A 21486-nucleotide genomic window follows, 5' to 3' on the forward strand; every position below is an offset into this window, starting at 1 on the left:
CGGGGGAACGCCGACGGCCCGGCCCCCTGTGCGGGGACCGGGCCGTCGAACGGGGGTGTGTCAGCCCTCCGTGGGCTCCGCGGCGGCCGTGGCCTTGCGGGTACGGCGGACCCTGGGCTTGGCCTCCGCCACGCCGTCCGCCGCCTCGGCCGTGACGGCTGCGGTCTTGCGGGTGCGGCGGGGCTTGGCCTCGGTGGCGTCGGGCTCCTGAGCGGCCTGGGCCGGGATGTCGGCGGCCTGGGCGGGCTCGGTGGGCTCGGCGGCCTTGCGGGTGCGGCGGCGCGGCTTGGCCTCCGTGCCCTCGGCCGTGTCGACGGCGGCCTCGGCCGTGGCGGCCGTGGCCTTGCGGGTGCGGCGGGGCTTGGCCTCGGCGGTCTCCGTGTCCGTGGCGGCGGCGGCCGTCTTCCGGGTGCGACGCGGCTTGGGTTCGGCGGCCTCCGTGCTCTCCGCCGTGTCCACGGCGGTTTCGGCAGCGGCGGCGGCCTTGCGGGTGCGGCGGGGCTTGGCCTCGGCGGTCTCCGTGTCCGTGGCGGCGGCGGCCGTCTTGCGCGTCCGGCGCGGCTTGGCCTCGGTCGTCTCCGCCGTGTCGACGGCGACTTCGGCCTGGGTGGCCGTGGCCCTGCGGGTGCGGCGGGGCTTGGCCTCGGTGGCGTCGGGCTCCTGAGCCGTCTGGGCCGGGATGCCGGCGGCCTGGGCGGGCTCGGCGGGCTCGGCGGCCTTGCGGGTGCGGCGGCGCGGCTTGGCCTCCGTGCCCTCGGCCGTGTCGACGGCGGCCTCGGCCGTGGCGGCCGTGGCCTTGCGGGTGCGGCGGGGCTTGGCCTCGGCGGTCTCCGTGTCCGTGGCGGCGGCTGCCGTCTTCCGGGTGCGGGGCGGCTTGGCCTCGGCGGTCTCGGCCGTGTCGACGGCGGCCTCGGCCTGGGTGGCCGTGGCCTTGCGGGTACGGCTGGGCTTGGCCTCGGTCGTCTCCGTGCCGGCAGTGGCGGCGGCCGCCTTGCGCGTCCGGCGCGGCTTGGCCTCGGTCGTCTCCGCCGTGTCGACGGCGGCCTCGGCCTCGGTGGTCGTGGCCTTGCGGGTGCGGCGGCTCGGCGTGCCGGGGGCCTCGGGCTGCGAGGACATCGGAGCGGCCTCCGCGGTCACCGGGGCGGCCTCCGCGGTCACCGTGGGCTCCGGGGCCGACGGCGTCACCGCGGCCTCGGCCTCGACCGCCGAGGTCTCGGTCGCCGGCGTCTCCGCGACGGGCACCTCCGACCTGCGCGTCCGGCGTCGGCGCGGCTTCGCGGCCGTCTCTGGGGCCTCGGCGACCGGGCCCTCGGCCGTCGCGACGGCGTTCTCCGCCGGTGCGGACGCGGAGGTCTCGACGGCCGTGGCCGGCGCGGCCTCGGCCGTCGCCCCGCCGCGCGTGCGGCGCCGGCGGCGCGGCGTGCGCGGAGCCGTGACGGCCTCCGCCTCGGCCGTGGCACCGGTGACCGGAGCCGTGGCCTGAGCCTCCGGCGCGGTGGCGCCGGCGGAACCCGGCGCGTCCAGCGGGGCCCCGCCGCGCGTGCGGCGACGGCGGCGCGGCGTACGCGGGGAACGCTCGCGGTCGGCCGAGCGGGACTCGTCCCGGTCGTCGCGGCCACCCCGGCCGCCACGCCCGCGCGGTCCGCGACCGCCCGTCTCGCCCAGGTCCTCCAGTTCCTCCGCGTCCAGCCCGGCGCGCGTGCGCTCCGAGCGGGGCAGGACGCCCTTCGTGCCCTCGGGGATGCCGAGGTCGGAGAAGAGGTGCGGGGACGTGGAGTACGTCTCCGGCGGGTCGTTGAAGCCCAGGTCCAGCGCCTTGTCGATCAGCTGCCAGCGCGGGATGTCGTCCCAGTCGACGAGCGTGATCGCCGTACCCTTGGCACCCGCGCGGCCCGTACGGCCGATGCGGTGCAGGTACGTCTTCTCCTCTTCCGGCGACTGGTAGTTGATGACGTGCGTGACGCCCTCGACGTCGATGCCGCGGGCGGCGACGTCGGTGCAGACGAGCACGTCCACCTTGCCGTTGCGGAACGCGCGCAGCGCCTGCTCGCGGGCGCCCTGGCCGAGGTCGCCGTGGACCGCGCCGGAGGCGAAGCCGCGCTGCTTGAGCTGGTCGGCGAGGTCGGCCGCCGTGCGCTTGGTACGGCAGAAGACCATGGCCAGCCCGCGGCCCTCGGCCTGGAGGATGCGCGCGACCATCTCGGGCTTGTCCATGTTGTGCGCGCGGTAGACGAACTGCTTGGTGTTCGCGACCGTCGCGCCCGCGTCGTCCGGCGCGGTGGCGCTGATGTGCGTGGGCTGCGACATGTAGCGGCGGGCCAGGCCGATGACCGCGCCCGGCATGGTGGCCGAGAACAGCATGGTCTGGCGGCGCACCGGCAGCATGTTGATGATCTTCTCGACGTCGGGCAGGAAGCCCAGGTCGAGCATCTCGTCGGCCTCGTCGAGGACCAGGCACCGGACGTGCTTCAGGTTCAGCTTCTTCTGCCCGGCGAGGTCGAGCAGCCGGCCCGGGGTGCCGACGACCACGTCGACGCCCTTCTTGAGGGCCTCGACCTGGGGCTCGTAGGCCCGGCCGCCGTAGATCGCGAGGACGCGCACGTTGCGCACCTTGCCCGCGGTCAGCAGGTCGTTGGTGACCTGCGTGCACAGCTCGCGCGTGGGGACGACGACCAGCGCCTGCGGGGCGTCGGTGAGGTCCTCGGGCCTGGCGCGTCCGGCCTCGACGTCGGCGGGGACGGTGACGCGCTCGAGGAGCGGGAGGCCGAAGCCCAGCGTCTTGCCGGTGCCGGTCTTGGCCTGGCCGATGACGTCCGAGCCCGACAGGGCCACGGGGAGCGTCATCTCCTGGATGGGGAAGGCGGTGGTGATGCCGACGGCCTCCAGGGCCTCGGCGGTCTCGGGAAGGATCCCGAGCTCTCGGAACGTCGTAGTCAGGGTGCTGCCTCTTCTGTGTGGGCGACGCGAGGCGAGCGCGGGGGTCGTGTCGGACCGTGCCGGGGACGTCGGCTGCCTACGGGCGGGCCGTAGAGCACGGGACCGCGCCGACGCTCGAGCGCTCGTGCCGCTGAGGGTGTCCCCTCCGGGTCTCGTACGCGTGGTGCCGTACGCCGGGGAGGGCTGTCGGGTCGGAGCCGATCGGGCCACCGACCGGGCATCCTCATACGTGCGGCCTGTCGAGGTACGTCGACGTACCAGCAGGCGCATTACCACCATACCCCGGATTCGCGCACACGCGATGGCCGATTTGGTCACGTAGTCGTCGTCACAGTGATTGACCAGGGCCTTACGCCCCCGGGCGGGCGGGCTATTGTGCGCTTCATGACGAGCTCTGACAAGCCTGGCAACGCCTCGGACACCGCCCCCGCCGCCCCGACCGGAGTCGCCGCCCGGGACTGGGCGACGGCCTCCGCCGACCCGCAGTACCGCGCCGCGGTCGTGGACCTGCTCGGTGCGCTCGCCTACGGGGAGCTCGCGGCGTTCGAGCGGCTCGCGGAGGACGCCAAGCTGGCGCCGACGCTGGAGGACAAGGCGGAGCTGGCGAAGATGGCGTCGGCCGAGTTCCACCACTTCGAGCGGCTGCGCGACCGGCTCGCCGAGATCGGGGAGGAGCCGACCTCCGCGATGGAGCCGTTCGTGGCGGCGTACGACGGCTTCCACAAGCAGACGGCGCCCTCGGACTGGCTGGAGGGGCTCGTGAAGGCCTATGTCGGCGACTCCATCGCCAGCGACTTCTACCGGGAGGTCGCGGCCCGGCTGGACTCCGACACCCGCTCCCTGGTGCTGGCCGTGCTCGACGACACCGGGCACGGCGGCTTCGCCGTGGAGAAGGTGCGCGCGGCGATCGACGCCGACCCGCGGGTGGGCGGACGGCTGGCGCTGTGGGCGCGGCGGCTGATGGGCGAGGCCCTGTCGCAGTCGCAGCGGGTGGTCGCCGACCGGGACGCGCTGTCGACCATGCTCGTCGGCGGGGTCGCGGACGGCTTCGACCTCGCCGAGGTCGGCAAGATGTTCTCCCGGATCACCGAGGCCCACACCAAGCGGATGGCCGCGCTGGGGCTGGCCGCCTAGTCAGGCTTCCTTGCCGGCGGTCACCTGGCCGGCCCCGGGCCGGTGTCACGTCCGTCGCCCTGCCGCCCCAGGCGTCTCGAGTGCCGTGAGCGCCACCATCGGCGACCCGTCAGGCGGTCGCCGAACGGCGGCGCAGTCTTCCCGCGGGGCGCAGCAGCAGCGACAGCGAGGCCACCGAGACGGTCACCGCGCCGATCAGCACCAGCAGCAGGTGCCCCGCGTCGAGCGCGCTGTGCATGACGAAGGCGCCGAAGAGGGCGCCGGCGACGCCGGTCGACAGCACCAGCGGGCGGGAGGGCAGGCGGTGCGCCAGCCGGTGCGTGGCCGCCCACGCCAGAGCCAGGCCGAGGATCGCGGAGCTCAGCGCTTCCAGGAACATGTCGGGGGTCCCTCCCACATGGCCGGCCTGCCCAAATCGGTCGTAGCCCGTCTTACCCCTGACCTGCGAAATCCAATCCACCCCTGTGGGCTACCTGTGCGCCATCCGTGGCGGAACCCCGGTGCCGCACGGGGGCGGGAGGACAACGGGAAGGCGCGGGGAGACACCGGGGGACGGGGCGGGAAACGCCGAGGGGGCGTGACGGCCGCGGCCGTCACGCCCCCTCGCACACGAGCGCCTACAGCGCGCCGAAGCCCACCTTGCGCGGGGCCGGCTCGCCGATCTCGACGTAGGCGAGGCGGTCGGCCGGGACGAGGACCTTGCGGCCGTGCTCGTCCACGAGGCTCAGCAGCGGCGACTTCCCGGCCAGCGCCTCGGACACCGCCCGCTCGACCTCATCGGCACTCTGACCGCTCTCCAGAACGATCTCGCGGGGCGCGTGCTGCACGCCGATCTTGACCTCCACGGCTATGTCCCTCCGACGGTCAGTGATGTGCGCGAACTTCCGCGCCGTACGCAGCACACATTAGCCCGGTGAGGGGACGTACAGGCTCCGCCCGAGAACGCCACGAGCGAACACCGGACGGGAACATCGCGCCCCGTCAGTGGTGCTGCTGGTCCGTCCCGTGCAGCGGGAAGCCCGCGATGCCGCGCCAGGCCAGCGACGTCAGCAGCTGCACCGCCTGGTCGCGGGGCACGCTGCGGTCGCTGTGCAGCCACGAGCGGGCCACCACCTGGGCGAGTCCGCCGAGGCCCGAGGCGAGCAGCATGGACTCCGCGCGCGACAGGCCCGTGTCCTCGGCGATCACGTCGCAGATCGCCTCGGCGCACTCGTTGGTGACCTTGTCGACGCGCTCGCGCACCGCCGGCTCGTTGGTCAGGTCCGACTCGAAGACCAGCCGGAAGGCGCCGCCGTCGTCCTCGACGTACGCGAAGTAGGCGTCCATCGTCGCCCGGACGCGCTGCTTGTTGTCGGTGGTCGACGCGAGCGCGTGCCGCACGGACTGGATGAGCGACTCGCAGTGCTGGTCCAGCAGGGCCAGGTAGAGGTCGAGCTTGCCCGGGAAGTGCTGGTAGAGCACCGGCTTGCTGACACCGGCGCGCTCCGCGATGTCGTCCATCGCGGCCGCGTGGTAGCCCTGGGCCACGAAGACCTCCTGGGCGGCGCCCAGGAGCTGGTTGCGTCGGGCACGGCGCGGCAGGCGTGTGCCCCGCGGGCGAACCGCCTCTGTCTGCTCGATGGCTGTCACGCCGCCTCCCATAGTCGTCCACGTGCGGATCTGGCCGCGTCGCCATCGTACTTTTCGGTAACCGTGGTGTGCGCGGTGAGAGCGCAGAATTTCACGGACCGGACGGTTACGAAAGCGGTTGAGAAGGTTTCAAACAGGTTCAGAGCGGGCAAAATGCGGCTCCTTTCCTGCTCGATGGCGTGGTCCGGTGTCCGCCGGTGGCGAGCGTCACCGGTAGTCGTCCTCGTCGAGGGCGACGATCCGGGCCTGCTCCACCAGGTCGGCCTCGTTGGCGCGGTCCGGGTCGACGCCGGTCAGCGGGTCGTCGCGGTCCGGCGCGAGGTCCGCCTGCTGCTCGGCCGCGTCGACCTCGGGCGCCTCGACGCCGAACTCGGGCGTCTCGGTCGCGTCCTCGGCCTCGAACGTCTCCGGGTCGGTGGGGTCTACGGCCATGCTGGGCTCCCTTCCTACGAACGTCCCTGGGAATGCAGGGGCCACACGCGGGTGCCCTCTGTACGAGCCTAGGAGACACCCGATCCGGACGCTATGCGATCCGCGTCCGGGGCGTGACCCAGTGCGTACCCCCTTCGACTGCCTTCCATGGTGCTCCCGAGTGCCTCACGCGCCCCCTTCCCAAGTGCCTTGTTCCTGTGACGGCGAACACAGACGAACACATGAGTCACCGCGTGATCGTCTCGTAACATTGCCGCATGTCTTCGACCGAGCTGCCGTTCGTGCCGCCCGCCAATGTGCTGCCGAAGGTGGGGACCGTACGGGTCGCGGAGGGTGAGCGGCTGCGGTCGGTCGAACTGCCCGGGGTCACGCTGACCGTGCGGTCGCGGCCGCCCGCGCGCGAGGGGCTGCCTCCCGCCCTGTACGTGCACGGGCTCGGAGGTTCCTCGCAGAACTGGTCGGCGCTGATGCCGCTGCTGGAGGACGTGGTCGAGCCCGAGGCCCTCGACCTGCCGGGCTTCGGCGACTCCCCGCCCCCGGACGACGGCGACTACTCCGTCACGGGCCACGCCCGCGCGGTCATCCGCTACCTCGACGCCTCCGGCCGCGGGCCCGTGCACCTGTTCGGGAACTCGCTCGGCGGCGCCATCACCACCCGTGTCGCCGCGGTCCGGCCCGATCTCGTCCGTACGCTCACGCTTGTGTCGCCCGCCCTGCCGGAGATCCGAGTGCAGCGCTCCGCCGTGCCGACGGGGCTGCTCGCCGTGCCCGGGATCGCCCCCCTCTTCACGCGCATCACGCGCGAGTGGACCGCGGAGCAGCGCGTCCGCGGCGTGATGGCGCTGTGCTACGGAGATCCGGGACGGGTCACGCCGGAAGGATTCCGCAACGCGGTGGAGGAGATGGAGCGGCGGCTCAGGCTGCCGTACTTCTGGGACGCGATGGCGCGCTCCGCGCGTGGGATCGTCAACGCCTACACCCTCGGTGGCCAGCACGGACTGTGGCGCCAGGCCGAGCGCGTCCTCGCACCGACACTGCTCGTCTACGGCGGCCGCGACCAGCTCGTGGGCTTCCGTATGGCCCAGAAGGCGGCCCGGGCTTTCCGCGACTCGCGGCTGGTGACGTTGCCGGACGCGGGACACGTGGCCATGATGGAGTACCCGGAGACGGTCGCCAGGGCGTTCCGTGAACTGCTGGACGACTCCGGAGAGTTGGGAACGCAGCGCGCGCGGCGGGCGCGGGGCGCGGCGGACAGTGACGACTCGCGTGCCCGCGCGGACGACGCCGTCGACCGGGACACCACCGACGAGAGCATGGGGGGCTGAGGCGCGACGTGGGACGCCACAGCCGCCGTGGGGCCGTCGCCAAGGGCGACCCCGCGGAGACCACCGCAGCACGGGACGGCCGGACCGGGGCGGCGACGCAGGGGCCGGTGCCCGGGCAGGGCCAGGCGCCGGACGAGAGCCGTGGCGCCCGGTCGGCACCGCCCGGGCCGGGGTACGGCGGCTGGCCGCCGTCGAACGCGGGGCCTCGCCGGGTGCCCGGGCCGCGGCCCGTACCGGGGCAGGCCGCCGCGCCGCGTGGCGCGCCCGAGCACCCGCAACCGCCGCATACGCAGCCTCCGCGCCCGCAGTCTCCGCACACGCCGCCGCATGTGACGACTCCGTATGTGACGGGCTCACATATGACGCGGTCGCAGCAGACGCCGCCGCACGGGTTGCCGCGCCTGCCGGAGGGGTGGCTGCCGGACGGAACACCGGCGCACGGATTCCCGCGGCTGCCCGACGGCACTCCGGCCCGGGGGGTACGGCGGCTGCCCGACGGTACGCCCGCGCAGGGTGCCCCTGGGGTGCCGGACGGGACTCCCGCGCGTGGTGTGCCGCGCTTCGCCGACGGCACGCCGGCCCGGGGTGTGCCGTGGCTGCCTGACGGGACGCCTGCGCACGGTGTTCCCAGGGTGGCTGACGGGACGACCGCGCAAGGTGTTCCTCGGGTGCCTGACGGGACGCCCGCGCCGGGTGTTCCTCGGGTGCCGGACGGGACTCCCGCGCCGGGTGTGCGCCGGCCGGTCGACGGTACGCCCGCGCACGGCTTTGCGCAGGCCCGGGGTGGGCACCCCGAGCAGCGGGAGGCCGGGGGTGGCTGGGGTGAGCTGAAGGGGAGCGGTGCGGGACGCGCGGCCGCCGGGGCCGCCATACCCCGGCAGCGCCGGGCCTGCGTGCCCGGACCGCGGCAGGACTATCTCGACGCCTTTGACGAGGAGGACGACGTCTTCGCGCCCCGTACGCCCGCCTCCGCGCACGCGGCGGACGCCTACGCCTCCGTCGCGGAGTGGAACGCGGACACCCCGGCCGACGGCCGCTCCGGCGATCCCGGCGCGACGCCTCCCACCGGTGCGCCCGCGCCGGGCAGAGGAGGCAAGGGCCGCACCTTCACGGGCATCGCGGCCGCGGCCGTCACCACCGTGCTCGCCGTGATCGTCGCCGGCCAGGTCGCCGACGACCAGGGCGGTGCCGAGGTGCAGTCGCAGTCCGCCACCGACCGGGCCCGCGACGTCCGCGACCCCGCCTCCCGCGCCGCCGGCCGGGCCGACGCGGCCCCGGCCCCGCAGGCCGCACCGCTGACGTACGACGCGAAGATGGCCCGGACGTACCCGCTCGGCGCCACGCTCAAGGGCCCGGGCAGGTTCGACGCCGTCCCCGGCATCGCCAAGGCACCCGGGACCGGGCAGAAGTTCACCTACCGCGTGGACGTGGAGCAAGGGCTCGGGCTCGACGCCGGGCTGTTCGCCGAGGCCGTGCAGAAGACGCTCAACGACCGGCGCAGCTGGGCCCACGACGGCGCGCGCACCTTCGAGCGCATCCACTCCGGCAAGCCCGACTTCGTCATCACCCTCGCCAGCCCCGGCACGACCGCCGACTGGTGCGCCAAGTCCGGCCTGGACACCACCGTGGACAACGTCTCCTGCGACTCGGCCGCGACCGAGCGCGTGATGATCAACGCCTACCGCTGGGCGCAGGGCTCCGAGACGTACGGCGACGCCAACATCCACGCCTACCGGCAGATGCTGATCAACCACGAGGTCGGGCACCGCCTCGGCTATGGTCACGTCACCTGCGACAAGGACGGCGACCTCGCCCCGGTCATGCAGCAGCAGACCAAGTTCCTCGACCACGACGGCGTCCGCTGCAAGGCCAACCCCTGGCCGTATCCGAGAAGTTGAGGGCCGGATCGAGGGTGTGGCGAGCCGGGCGTTGACATGCGCGGAGAGTTCGTACATATTTCTGGGCATGTCTCGCCGTCACGCCTCCGTTCGCGCCGCCATCGAGCTGGCGCTCATCGGCGTGACCCCGCTCTGCGTGGCCGACATCCACTGTCGCTGACGCCCGCCCGAGGCGCGCGTCGCGAGTTCTCCCTTTCTTCGCCGTGACCCTGTCGCGGCTTCTTCGACGACCCGGCGCCGGGCAGACGTCTGCCGTTCTCCGTCTCACCCTTCGTCATTTCGTCTCGTGATCCGAGACGCCTTCCGAGAGGTCGTCATTCCGATGCGCCAACCGTCCGTCATAGCGCGCCGCGTGGCCGCGGCATCCGTGAGCCTGGTCCTGGCAGCGGGCGCCGCCGCCTGCGGCCCCGGGGACAACGATGCCGAGGGCGCCGGCGGCGACTCCACGCCCCACGAGGGCGGCACCCTGACGGTCCTGAACGCCAACCCCCAGCAGGACTTCGACCCGGCCCGCCTCTACACCTCCGGCGGCGGCAACGTCCCGTCCCTGGTCTTCCGCACGCTCACCACCCGCAACCGCGAGGACGGTGCCGCCGGTACGAAGGTCGTCCCCGACCTGGCCACCGACACCGGGCGCCCCAACAAGGACGCGACCGTGTGGACGTACACCCTGAAGAAGGGCCTGAAGTACGAGGACGGCACCCCCATCACCTCCGCCGACATCAAGTACGGCATCGAGCGCTCGTTCGCACCCGAGCTGTCCGGCGGCGCCCCGTACCTGCGGGACTGGCTGGTCGGGGCCGCCGGCTACCAGGGTCCGTACAAGGACGGCGAGGGCCTGGACGCGATCGAGACGCCGGACGAGCGGACCATCGTCTTCCGCCTGAACAAGCCCGAGGGCGAGTTCCCGTACCTGGCCACCCAGACGCAGTTCACGCCCGTCCCGAAGAGCAAGGACACGGGCACCAAGTACGAGGAGCACCCGGTCTCGTCCGGGCCGTACAAGGTCGTGCGGAACGAGAACGACGGCGAACGGCTGGTGCTGGAGCGCAACCCGCACTGGTCCGCCGCGACCGACGCCGAGCGCAAGGCCTACCCGGACAAGATCGACGTACGGTCCGGGCTCGACTCGTCCGTGATCAACCAGCGGCTCTCCGCGTCCCGGGGAGCGGACGCCGCCGCCGTCACCACGGACACCAACCTCGGCCCCGCCGAACTCGCCAAGGTGACCGGCGACCAGGACCTCGCCTCCCGCGTCGGCACCGGGCACTTCGGCTACACCAACTACCTCGCGTTCAACCCGAGGATCACGCCGTTCGACGACGTCAAGGTGCGGCAGGCCGTCTCGTACGCCATCGACCGCTCCTCCGTGGTCAACGCCGCCGGCGGCTCCGCCCTGGCCGAACCCGCCACCACCTTCCTGCCGGACCAGAAGTCCTTCGGGTACACGCCCTACGACCACTTCCCGGCGGGCAGGGCCGGTGACCCGGTCAAGGCGAAGCGGCTGCTCAAGGAGGCCGGGCACCCCAACGGCCTGACCGTCACGCTCACGCACTCCAACGCCCGGGACTTCGAGACCAGCCCGGAGATCGCGACCGCCGTCCAGGACGCGCTCAAGAAGGCCGGCATCACGGTCAGGCTCCAGGGCCTGGAGGAGAACGACTACTCCGACACGATCCACGACGTGAAGACCGAGCCGGGCTTCTTCCTCGCCCACTGGGGCGCCGACTGGCCCTCCGGCGGTCCCTTCCTCGCCCCGATCTTCGACGGCCGGCAGATCGTCGAGGACGGCGCGAACTTCAACACGGGCCTGCTGGACGACAAGACGGTCAACGCGGAGATCGACGCGATCAACAAGCTGACGGATCTCGACCAGGCCGCCCGGAGGTGGGGCGCACTGGACAAGAAGATCGGCGAGAAGGCCCTGACCGTCCCGCTGTTCCACCCCGTCTACAAGCGTCTGTACGGCAAGGACGTCAAGAACGTCGTGATCAGCGACTGGACCGGTGTGCTGGACGTCTCGCAGGTCGCGGTGAAGTGACGCCGTGAGCGAGGCACTCCTCACCGTCGAGGCGGCCGGGACGGACACCACCGCCCCGGCCGCCTCGGGGGCCCGACAGTTCTGGCGGCGGCTGCGGACGCAGCGCGCCGCCCTCGTCGCGGCGGCCGTCGTCGCGCTGCTCGTCCTGGTCGCCCTCGCCGCGCCCCTGCTCACCGCGATCGAGGGCCAGGACCCGACCGGCTACCACCCCTCCCTGGTGGACTCCGCGCGCGGCGGCGTGCCCGTCGGGCCGTTCGGCGGCGCGAGCTCCGACCACTGGCTCGGCGTCGAACCGCAGACCGGCCGGGACCTGTTCGCGCGGCTGGTGTACGGCGCGCGCGTCTCGCTCGGCGTGGCGCTCGCGGCGACGGTCGTGCAGCTCGTGCTGGGCGTCGCCGTCGGTGTCGCGGCCGGGCTCGGCAACCGCTGGGTGGACCTCCTGCTCACCCGGGTCGCCGACATCTTCGTGGCGATGCCGCTGATGGTCGTCGCGCTCGCCCTGCTCGCCGTCGTGCCCACGAGCTTCCCGCGCCCGGTGCTGGTGGCGCTGGTCGTGGGCCTGGTCTCCGGCTGGGGGACGCTCGCCAAGATGGTGCGCGCCCAGACGCTCACCCTCAAACAGCTCGACTACGTCGCCGCCGCCCGGCTCAGCGGCTGGGGCACCGTCCGGATCGCCCGGCGCGAGCTGCTGCCCGGCCTCGCGGCCCCCGTCATCACCTTCGCGGCGATCCTCGTCCCGACGAACATCACCGTCGAGGCGGCCCTGTCCTTCCTCGGCGTGGGCGTGAAGCCGCCGACGCCCTCCTGGGGGCAGATGCTCACCTCCGCCGACGTCTGGTACCAGGCGGCGCCGCAGTACCTGCTGCTGCCCGCGGGCGCGCTGTTCGTCACGGTGCTCGCCCTCACCGTGCTCGGCGACGGTGTGCGCACCGCCCTCGACCCCCGCGCCTCCTCGCGCCTGCGCGTCGGGACGGGCCGCAGGAAGGAGGCCTCGTGAGCGGCTTCGCGGGTTTCGCGCTGCGCCGCGCCCTCGGCGCCCTGATCACCCTCCTCTCCCTCTCGGTGATCATCTACGTCGTCTTCTACGTCACGCCCGGCAACGTCGCCCAGATCACCTGCGGGCCGCGCTGCTCACCCGCCCAGGTGCAGCAGGTGGCCGAGCAACTCCACCTGGGCGACCCCCTGTACACGCGCTACTGGCACTTCCTGGAAGGCCTCGTCGCCGGCCGGGACTACTCCACCGGCACCTCGGTCCAGCACTGCCCGGCGCCCTGCCTCGGGCTGTCGTACCAGAGCGACCAGCAGGTCACCGCGCTGATCCTGGCCAAGCTGCCGGTCACGGCCTCCCTCGCGCTGGGCGCGATGGTGCTGTGGCTGGTCATCGGCGTCGGCACCGGCGTGCTGTCCGTGTGGCGGCGCGGGCGGCTCACCGAGCGGCTGCTGACCACCCTCACCCTGGCGGGCATGTCGACGCCCGTCTTCGTCATCGGGCTCGTCCTGATGATCGTCGTCTGCGGGCAGCTGGAGCTGCTGCCCTTCCCGCAGTACGTCGCCTTCACCGACGACCCCGAACAGTGGGCCTGGAACCTGCTGCTGCCCTGGCTGTCCCTCGCGCTCATCGAGTCCGCGACGTACGCCCGGCTCACCCGGGCCGCGATGCTGGAGACCCTCGCCGAGGACCACGTCCGCACCTTCCGGGCCTACGGCGTGAGCGAGCGGGCGATCATCCGGCGGCACGCCCTGCGCGGCGCGGTGGCCCCGCTCATCGCCGTGAACGCCAACAACATCGGCGTCCTGTTCGGTGGTGCCGTCCTCACCGAGACGCTCTTCGGACTGCCCGGCATCGGCCGGGAGATGGTCGAGGCCGTCAAGGTCGTCGACCTGCCGGTGGTCGTCGGCATGGTGCTGGTGACCGGCTTCTTCGTGGTCCTGGCCAACGCCGTCGCGGACGTGCTGTACGCGGTGGCCGACCGACGGGTGGTGCTGACATGAGCCTGGTCGACGTGCGCGAGCTGCGCGTGGACTTCGGCTGGCTGCGGGCCGTCGACGGACTGTCCTTCCGCCTGGAGGAGGGTGCCGCCCTGGCTCTGGTCGGCGAGTCCGGATCCGGCAAGTCGACCGTGGCGTCCGCCCTGCTCGGCCTGCACCGCGGCACGGGGGCACGGGTCGCGGGCACGGTCGAGGTGGCGGGCACCGACGTGCAGCGGGCCTCCGAGCGGGAGCTGCGCCGGCTGCGCGGCGGCAAGGTGGCGATGGTCTTCCAGGACCCGCTGTCCTCCCTCGACCCGTACTACGCGATCGGCGACCAGATCGCCGAGGTGTACCGCCTGCACGCGCGCGTGTCCCGGCGGGCGGCACGCGCGCGTGCCGTGGACGTCCTGGACCGCGTGGGCATTCCCGACGCGGTCCGCCGGTCCCGGTCCCGGCCGCACGAGTTCAGCGGCGGCATGCGCCAGCGCGCCCTGATCGCCATGGCCCTCGCGTGCGAGCCCGGCCTGCTGATCGCCGACGAGCCGACGACCGCCCTCGACGTGACCGTGCAGGCCCAGGTCCTCGATCTGCTGCACAGCCTGCGCGAGGAGACCGGCATGGGGCTGCTGCTCGTCACCCACGACGTGGGCGTCGCCGCCGAGAGCGTCGACGAGGTGCTGGTGATGCGGCACGGCCGGGCGGTCGAGCACGGCCCGGTCGGCACCGTGCTGGGCGCGCCGGCCGAGCCCTACACCCGCGAACTGCTGGCCGCCGTTCCCCGGCTCGACGCGCCACCCGAGGCCCTGGCGGTGCCCGAGGCTCTGGCGGTGCCCGAGGCCTTGGCGGTGCCCAAGGCTTCGGCGGCGGCCAAGGCCCGAGCGGTGCCCGAGGCTTCGGCGGCGGCCAAGGCCCGAGCGGTGCCCGAGGACGTCGTCCTGGAGGCGACCGGGCTGCGGCGCGAGTTCGGACGCGGGAAGCGGGCGGTCACGGCCGTGCGCGACGTGTCGCTGACCCTGCGGCGCGGCGAGACCCTCGGCATCGTGGGGGAGAGCGGCAGCGGCAAGACGACCCTGGGGCGCATGCTCGTCGGACTGCTGGAGCCGACGGCGGGGTCGATCAGCTTCGAGGGCGAGCCGCACACCGGTGTGCACCCGGCCGTGCAGATGGTCTTCCAGGACCCCGTCTCCTCGCTCAACCCCCGCCGCACCGTGGCCGAGTCCATCGCCGACCCGCTGCGCGCGCGGGGCGAGCGGCACGAGGGGCGCATCCGGGAGCGCGTCGGGGAACTGCTGGAGCGCGTGGGGCTCGCGGCGGCCCACCGCGACCGCTATCCGCACGAGTTCAGCGGCGGCCAGCGCCAGCGCGTCGGCATCGCCCGGGCGCTCGCCGCGGACCCCCGCGTCCTCGTCTGCGACGAACCGGTCTCCGCGCTCGACGTCACCACGCAGGCCCAGGTGGTCACCCTGCTGGGCGAGTTGCAGCGCGAACTGGGGCTCGCGCTGGTCTTCGTCGCGCACGACCTGGCCGTGGTGCGCCAGGTCAGCGACCGGGTCGCGGTGATGCGGCGGGGCAGCGTGGTCGAGGAGGGACCGGTCGGCGAGGTGTACGCCTCGCCGCGGGACCCGTACACCCGGCAGCTGCTCGCCGCCGTGCCCGCGCTCGACCCGGAAGCCGCCGCGCGACGCCGGGCGGAACGGCGGGAGTTGGCCGCGGCATGACGATCCGTGTCCGCTTGATCTCCTAGCGCGACGGAACGCGACCCGCACGGGAAAGTTACGACCGTTCACCCCTTTTGGTGGTGCGACGGACAACCGTCCGTCGTACCACCGCCTTGTCCGCATACGTTCGTCCCGCTGCGAGCCGCCGGGCAACGGCGGCTCCTCATACGGGAGATCGGGGGTGCACGCGTGCGCATCGGACTGCTGACGGAGGCGGGCTATCCGTACGTGAGCGGGGACGCCAGGCTCTGGTGCGACCGGCTGGTGCACGGGCTCGCACAGCACGAGTTCGACGTCTACGCGCTCAGCCGCAGCCAGCGCCAGGAGGACGAGGGCTGGGTCCCGCTGCCGCCGAACGTGCGCAGGGTGCGGACCGCGCCGCTGTGGATGGCCGAGGACGACGAGGTGCTGCTGGGACGCCGGGCCCGGCGCCGGTTCGGCGAGTGCTTCGGGGAACTGGCCGCGGTGCTGTGCGGCTCGACGCGCTCCACGCCGGGGGCGGCGGCAGGCGCCACAGGGACGGCCGGGAACGCGTCGACCTCCGAGGCGGACCGTTTCGCCAACGCGCTGTACGGACTCGCCGAACTCGCCCGCGAGAGCGGCGGCCTGGTGGGCGCACTGCGCTCGGAGGCCGCCGTCCGCACGCTGGAGCGCGCCTGCCGCGCGCCCGGCGCCCAGCGCGCCGCCCGCGAGGCACGGGTACCGGATCTGCTCACCGTCGCCGGGTACCTGGAACGCGCCCTGCGCCCGCTCTCCCTCGACTGGTACGAGGACGACGGGCTCGGCGCGGTCGACGTGTGCCACGCCGCGTCCGGCGGCGCGGCACTCCTGCCGGGGCTGCTGGCCCGGCACTTCACCGGCGTGCCCCTGCTGGTGACCGAGTACGGCGTACGCCTGCGCACGCACTACCTCACCACCCCGGACGCCCCGCCCGCCGTACGGTCCCTGCTCGCGGCGTTCCAGGGCCGCCTCGCGGCCGAGGCCTACCGGCAGGCCGAGGTCGTCACCGCCGGCAACACGCACACCCGCCGCTGGCAGGAGCGCTGCGGTGCCGACCGCGAGAAGCTCCGCACGGTCCACCCGGGCATGGACGCCCGGCCCTTCGCCAAGGTCGGCGAGTCCCCGGAGTGCGCGGACCCGGACACGCTCGTCTGGGTCGGCCGCGTCGAGCCCGCCAAGGACCTGGTCTCCCTGCTGCACGCCTTCGCCGAGATCCGCAGGCAGCGGCCGAAGACCCGCCTGCGCATCGTCGGCGCGCCCGCCGGTCCCGAGGGTGCGGCCTACCTCCTCCACTGCCGAGGACTCGCCGCCCAGCTCTTCCCCGACGAGGCCGACGGCCCGCACACCCCCGGCGACAACCCCGTCTCCTTCGAGGAGATCGGCGGGCCGGAACTCCCGCGCCCCGCCGACGCGTACGCCTCCTCCGCCGTGACCGTCCTGTCCAGCGTCGTCGAGGGCTTCCCGATCAGCCTCGTCGAAGCCATGCTGTCCGGACGGGCCACCGTCTCGACGGACGCCGGCGCGGTCGTGGAGGTCATCGGCGGCACCGGTCTCGTCGTACCGCCGCGCAATCCGCGGGCGCTCGCCGAGGCGTGCGTGGCGCTGCTGCGCGACCCCGAGCGCCGTGCGCGCCTGGGCGCGGCCGCTCGGGCCCGGGCTCTCGAACTGTTCACGGTCGAGCAGAACATCGAGGCATTTCACGGCATTTACCTGGAGATCGTCTCGCGCGCGCCCGTCCGGCGCGCCCTCGACGGGGCGGGGCAGCCGCTGCCCTTCGCGGTCCCCGCCGAGGCCCGGGTCCCGGTCCGCTGGTCCGCCCCGTCGCCCAGCCTCGCCGCCCGCACCGGCCCCGGATGGGCCACCGCCCGCCCCGTGCGCGCCACCCCGCACGTCCCCGCCCAGGAGGGAGCGCGGTGAAGGACCTCGGAGAACTGGACCGACCGGGCACACCGACCAGCCCGGGGGCATGGGACGCGCCCTCGGAGCGAGCGCTGGGCTCTGCCAGCCGCGGCGAGGCCGCGACCGACGCCGAGGGAATGCCGTCGACGGGTCGGGACGCCGTCGCCGACGGGAGGCCGCCGGTGGGCCGGGAAGCGGTCGTCGATGGTAAGCCGCCGGTGGGTCTCGGGACCGGGGTGGATGGCGAACCGGTCGCGAGCCGGGGAGCTGGCGCCGGTCACCGGACGCCCTCACCCCGCCGGGGTGCCGCCGACCCCGTGAAGGCGCTGATGCACCGGCACCGGGAGCTCTGCGAACGCGCCGTCGACCCGTTGGAGATCGCGGCGGGACTGGAGGCCCACGGCATCACCGACCGCACCGCCGCCCGCTTCCGCCACCGGGACGTCTTCTCCCTGGCGGAGGAGATGTACGCGCGGGTCGCCCGGGACGCGGACGCGCCCCCGCCCGCCGCACCCGCTGTACCCCGGGTCCGCGCCGGGTGGGTCCTCCTGGCGCTGCTGCCGGGCGCCCTGTGCGCCGCCGCCGTGGCCGCCGCGCACCTCACCCAGGGCCGCAGCCGCCTGTTCGCGGCCACCGCCGGTGCCCTCGCCGTCGCCCTGGCCCTGCGCGCGGCCCTGCGTCAGGGTCCCCTGAGCAGAACCGACGCGGGCCGGCCCGGGCCCCGGCCCGGCGCCGCCGCCGGCCGCACCACCCCGTGGACCCTGTGGCTCGCCGCCTACGCGCTCCTCGGCAACGGCCTGCTGCTCAGCGCCCTCACCGGCGGCCCCGACACCCTCCCCACGGGAGCGGCCGACGGGCCCTGGCCCGTCAGCGCCGCCCCCGTCCTCGGCCTCACCCTGGCCTGCGCGCCCGCGGCCTGGATCGCCCACCTGCTCACCGCGCGTGCCCGTCGCCGACTCGCGTCGAGCCGGGGCCTGGAGGACTTCGCCGCCGCCGTACGACCGCTCATGCTCGGTTCGTTCGCCCTGTTCCTGGGCGTCCTGGCAATCCTGCTGGCCCTGTGCGCGGCGGTCCTCGGCCAGCCCGCGGCCTACCCGGAGGCCCTCGCCCTGGGCGCCCTGCTCTTCCTGGCCCGCCTGCTCACCGTCCACGGCTTCACCTACGCCCCGGCCGTCGTCCTCACCGCGGCGGCCACCCTCGAGGCGTCCGCCCTCGCCCTGGTCTTCACCTCCCGCCTCCCCGGCTGCGGCCCGCTGGCCACACCGGTCGAACGGCTCGTCACCGCCTGGGGCGCCGGCAGTGTGCCGGCCCTCGTCTGCGGAGCGGCGGCCCTCGCCCTCCTCGCCCACGCGATCCGCAAGCTGACCCGGGCCTCGGCCCACGCACCTGCGGAGCCCGACCGGTGACCGCCCCGACGGCGGCCCCACCGCCGCAGGCACCCGCCACACCGTCCTACCCGCCCCCTAGGAGAACGCCATGACCACCCACCCAGGAGCCCCGGCCACCCCGGGAGCCGCGCGATGAGAGTCCTGCTGATCGGAGCCAACGGCTACATCGGGCGCTTCGTCGCCGACCGCCTGCTCGCCGACCCGGCCGTCCAGCTCACCGCCCTCGGCCGCGGTGACGACGCCGACGTCCGCTTCGACCTCGCGTCCGGCAGCCCCGGTGCCCTCACCCGCTTCCTCGACGCGGTCCACCCGGGCGTCGTCGTGAACTGCGCCGGTGCCACCCGCGGCGGCGCCCGCGAACTCACCCGCCACAACACCGTCGCCGTGGCCACCGTCTGCGAGGCCCTGCGCCGCAGCGGCTGCGGCGCCCGGCTGGTGCAGATCGGGTGCAGCGCCGAGTACGGCCCCAGCCAGCCCGGCTCCTCCACGGCCGAGGACGCCGTGCCCCGCCCCGGCGGCCCGTACGGCGTCAGCAAACTCGCCGCCACCGAACTCGTCCTCGGCTCCGGCCTGGACGCCGTCGTCCTGCGCGTCTTCTCACCGGCCGGGCCCGGCACCCCCGCGGGCTCCCCGCTCGGCCGTCTCGCCGAGGCCATGCGCCGCGCCATGCAGTCCGGCGACGGCGAGCTGAAACTCGGCGGCCTCGGCGCCCAGCGCGACTTCGTCGACGTCCGCGACGTGGCCCGGGCCGTCCACGCCGCCTCCCTCTCCGCCGCACAGGGCGTCATCAACATCGGCTCCGGACGCGCCGTGCGCCTGCGCGACGCCGCCGCCGTCCTCGCCCGCGTCGCCGGATACGGCGGCGCCCTCCACGAGCTCGACGGCCCGCCCGGCGCCCTGCGCTCGGCCATCGGACACCCCCGGCCGGACCCCGACCACGTGCCTCCGGTCGCGTACCCGTACCCGGACGGCTGCGGCAGCTGGCAGCAGGCCGATGTGCGCACCGCCCGCGACCGGCTCGGATGGCGTCCCCGGATCGGTCTGGAGGAGTCCCTCGCCGACATCTGGATGGAGGCGGCATGCCGCATCTGACCAGCGCACGGACCCGCTCGTCGAGCACGGAACTCCGCCTCGGGCTCGGCGTCCCCGGCTACGCCCACCCCCTGCTCGCCCCCACCGAGTGGGGAGAGCTCACCCGCCCCGGCATCCCGCTGCACTGGGTGGTCCTGAACGTGGCCGACGGCCCCGGCAGCCGCCCCGACCCGCACTGCCTGGAGGCGGCCCGGCGCCTGCGCGACGCGGGCGTCCGGGTCCTCGGCCGCCTCGACACCCGGTACGGATTCCGGGCCTTCGGCGAACTGATCTCGGACGCCCACCGGTTCGCCGACTGGTACCAGGTCGACGGCTACCTCCTGGACCGCTGCCCGGCCGACCGCGCCGAGCTGCCCGAAGTCCGGCGCACGGTCGCCACGCTCCGCGTGATCCGTGACGATCCCCACATCGTCCTCGGACACGGCACCTACCCACACCCCGGCTACGCCGAGCACGCCGACCAGCTGGTCACCTTCTCCGGCCCCTGGAGCGACTACCGCTGGTCGCAGGTGGCCGAGTGGACCGCCGCCCATCCGCCCGAGCGCTTCTGCCACTTCGTCCACGGCGTGCCCCGCCCCCACCTGGAGGAGGCACTGCGCATCGCCCGCTGGCAGGGTGCGGCCACCGTCTGGTTCACGGACCGCACCGATCGCGGCGGACGCGTCGACCCCTGGGAGGCCATGCCCGGCTACTGGGACGAGTTCGTCTCGCGTATCGGAACAGGTGTCTCGGAATGAAAAAGCGCATGGCAGTGTTACGGGGAGAACAACCGTAGTGATTGACCGACCAACGGAGTCCCCGTGTCGTTGCCACCCCTGGTCGAGCCGGCTGCCGAGCTCACCGTAGACGAGGTTCGCAGGTACTCCCGCCACCTGATCATCCCCGACGTCGGGATGGACGGGCAGAAGCGGCTGAAGAACGCCAAGGTGCTGTGTGTGGGCGCCGGCGGCCTGGGCTCGCCGGCGCTGATGTACCTGGCCGCCGCGGGCGTCGGCACCCTCGGCATCGTGGAGTTCGACGAGGTCGACGAGTCGAACCTGCAGCGTCAGATCATCCACAGCCAGGCCGACATCGGCCGCCCGAAGGCCGAGTCCGCCCGGGACAGCGTCAAGGGCATCAACCCGTACGTGAACGTGGTCCTGCACGAAGAGCGGCTTGAGGCCGACAACGTGATGGACATCTTCAGCCAGTACGACCTGATCGTCGACGGCACGGACAACTTCGCGACCCGTTACCTGGTCAACGACGCCTGCGTGCTGCTGAACAAGCCGTACGTGTGGGGTTCGATCTACCGCTTCGACGGCCAGGCCTCCGTCTTCTGGTCCGAGCACGGTCCCTGCTACCGCTGCCTGTACCCGGAGCCCCCGCCCCCCGGCATGGTCCCCTCCTGCGCCGAGGGCGGCGTGCTGGGCGTGCTGTGCGCGTCCATCGGCTCCATCCAGGTCAACGAGGCCATCAAGCTCCTCGCCGGCATCGGCGAGCCGCTGGTCGGCCGTCTGATGATCTACGACGCCCTGGAGATGCAGTACCGCCAGGTGAAGGTCCGCAAGGACCCGAACTGCGCGGTCTGCGGCGAGAACCCGACCGTCACCGAGCTCATCGACTACGAGGCCTTCTGCGGCGTCGTGTCCGAGGAGGCCCAGGCGGCGGCCGCCGACTCCACGATCACTCCCAAGCAGCTCAAGGAGTGGATCGACGACGGCGAGAGCATCGACATCATCGACGTCCGCGAGCCGAACGAGTACGAGATCGTCTCCATCCCGGGCGCCCGGCTCATCCCGAAGAACGAGTTCCTCATGGGCACCGCCCTGGAGAGCCTCCCGCAGGACAAGAAGATCGTCCTGCACTGCAAGACGGGTGTCCGCAGTGCGGAAGTCCTGGCGGTCCTGAAGTCCGCGGGCTTCTCGGACGCCGTCCACGTCGGCGGCGGCGTGATCGGCTGGGTCAACCAGATCGAGCCGAGCAAGCCGGTCTACTGAGCCGAGCCCGGCCAGCCTCTCCCCGCCGCGGGGGCTTCGCGCA

At 73.7% G+C, this 21486-nt stretch carries 18 protein-coding genes; 13 read left to right on the plus strand and 5 right to left on the minus strand.

Annotated features, from left to right (window positions below; all coding sequences use genetic code 11):
* Positions 1-60: 60 nt before the first annotated feature.
* Positions 61-2844 (minus strand): DEAD/DEAH box helicase, encoded by a 2784-nt coding sequence (locus AC07DA_RS15445; protein WP_479128274.1) that lies wholly within the window; start codon positions 2842-2844, stop codon positions 61-63.
* Between the two features lie 477 nt (positions 2845-3321).
* Here AC07DA_RS15445 and AC07DA_RS15450 point away from each other — a divergent pair, with 477 nt between their 5' ends.
* Positions 3322-4071, plus strand: coding sequence for a ferritin-like domain-containing protein (locus AC07DA_RS15450; protein ID WP_479128276.1), 750 nt, complete (start codon positions 3322-3324; stop codon positions 4069-4071).
* 109 nt (positions 4072-4180) lie between these two features.
* On the opposite strand, the gene AC07DA_RS15455 is transcribed toward AC07DA_RS15450, so the two are convergent.
* The 4 genes from AC07DA_RS15455 to AC07DA_RS15470 all read right to left on the minus strand — a co-directional run bounded on the left by AC07DA_RS15455 (position 4181) and on the right by AC07DA_RS15470 (position 6132).
* Complete coding sequence (locus tag AC07DA_RS15455; RefSeq protein WP_479128278.1) at positions 4181-4450, minus strand: hypothetical protein; 270 nt, start codon at positions 4448-4450, stop codon at positions 4181-4183.
* Between the two features lie 238 nt (positions 4451-4688).
* Positions 4689-4916, minus strand: coding sequence for a DUF3107 domain-containing protein (locus AC07DA_RS15460; RefSeq protein ID WP_309096965.1), 228 nt, complete (start codon positions 4914-4916; stop codon positions 4689-4691).
* Positions 4917-5052: 136 nt separating this feature from the next.
* Positions 5053-5700 (minus strand): TetR/AcrR family transcriptional regulator, encoded by a 648-nt coding sequence (locus AC07DA_RS15465; RefSeq protein WP_094057729.1) that lies wholly within the window; start codon positions 5698-5700, stop codon positions 5053-5055.
* 207 nt (positions 5701-5907) lie between these two features.
* Entirely contained in the window at positions 5908-6132 is a 225-nt protein-coding gene (locus tag AC07DA_RS15470) for a hypothetical protein (protein WP_479128281.1), read from the minus strand.
* Between the two features lie 257 nt (positions 6133-6389).
* Here AC07DA_RS15470 and AC07DA_RS15475 point away from each other — a divergent pair, with 257 nt between their 5' ends.
* The 12 genes from AC07DA_RS15475 (at position 6390) to moeZ (ending at position 21443) form a co-directional block, all read left to right on the plus strand.
* On the plus strand, positions 6390-7457 hold the full coding sequence (locus AC07DA_RS15475) for an alpha/beta fold hydrolase (RefSeq protein WP_479128283.1): 1068 nt from the start codon (positions 6390-6392) through the stop codon (positions 7455-7457).
* A 452-nt stretch (positions 7458-7909) separates the two neighbouring features.
* Positions 7910-9355: a DUF3152 domain-containing protein gene (locus tag AC07DA_RS15480; protein ID WP_479128406.1), complete on the plus strand. Its 1446-nt coding sequence runs from the start codon at positions 7910-7912 to the stop codon at positions 9353-9355.
* A gap of 67 nt (positions 9356-9422) precedes the next feature.
* Entirely contained in the window at positions 9423-9515 is a 93-nt protein-coding gene (locus tag AC07DA_RS15485; RefSeq protein WP_479128285.1) for an Ms4533A family Cys-rich leader peptide, read from the plus strand.
* 162 nt (positions 9516-9677) lie between these two features.
* Complete coding sequence (locus AC07DA_RS15490) at positions 9678-11396, plus strand: ABC transporter substrate-binding protein (RefSeq protein WP_479128287.1); 1719 nt, start codon at positions 9678-9680, stop codon at positions 11394-11396.
* Positions 11397-11400: 4 nt separating this feature from the next.
* Complete coding sequence (locus AC07DA_RS15495; protein ID WP_479128289.1) at positions 11401-12393, plus strand: ABC transporter permease; 993 nt, start codon at positions 11401-11403, stop codon at positions 12391-12393.
* Positions 12390-13388 (plus strand): ABC transporter permease, encoded by a 999-nt coding sequence (locus AC07DA_RS15500; RefSeq protein WP_479128291.1) that lies wholly within the window; start codon positions 12390-12392, stop codon positions 13386-13388. The genes AC07DA_RS15495 and AC07DA_RS15500 overlap by 4 nt, the downstream gene beginning before the upstream one ends.
* Positions 13385-15085, plus strand: a complete 1701-nt coding sequence (locus AC07DA_RS15505) for a dipeptide ABC transporter ATP-binding protein (RefSeq protein WP_479128294.1) — start codon at positions 13385-13387, stop codon at positions 15083-15085. The genes AC07DA_RS15500 and AC07DA_RS15505 overlap by 4 nt, the downstream gene beginning before the upstream one ends.
* A gap of 189 nt (positions 15086-15274) precedes the next feature.
* Positions 15275-17002 (plus strand): DUF3492 domain-containing protein, encoded by a 1728-nt coding sequence (locus tag AC07DA_RS15510; RefSeq protein ID WP_479128296.1) that lies wholly within the window; start codon positions 15275-15277, stop codon positions 17000-17002.
* Entirely contained in the window at positions 16999-18390 is a 1392-nt protein-coding gene (locus tag AC07DA_RS15515; protein ID WP_479128298.1) for a hypothetical protein, read from the plus strand. The genes AC07DA_RS15510 and AC07DA_RS15515 overlap by 4 nt, the downstream gene beginning before the upstream one ends.
* Before the next feature lie 114 nt (positions 18391-18504).
* A complete protein-coding gene (locus tag AC07DA_RS15520) occupies positions 18505-19464 on the plus strand; it encodes an NAD-dependent epimerase/dehydratase family protein (protein WP_479128300.1) in 960 nt (319 codons plus the stop codon).
* Positions 19452-20201: a spherulation-specific family 4 protein gene (locus tag AC07DA_RS15525; protein WP_479128302.1), complete on the plus strand. Its 750-nt coding sequence runs from the start codon at positions 19452-19454 to the stop codon at positions 20199-20201. Before AC07DA_RS15520 ends, AC07DA_RS15525 begins: the two co-directional genes overlap by 13 nt.
* 63 nt (positions 20202-20264) lie before the next feature.
* A complete protein-coding gene (moeZ, locus tag AC07DA_RS15530; RefSeq protein ID WP_094057713.1) occupies positions 20265-21443 on the plus strand; it encodes an adenylyltransferase/sulfurtransferase MoeZ in 1179 nt (392 codons plus the stop codon).
* Positions 21444-21486: the final 43 nt, after the last annotated feature.

It is taken from the genome of Streptomyces sp. NPDC044921 (genome assembly GCF_056432865.1).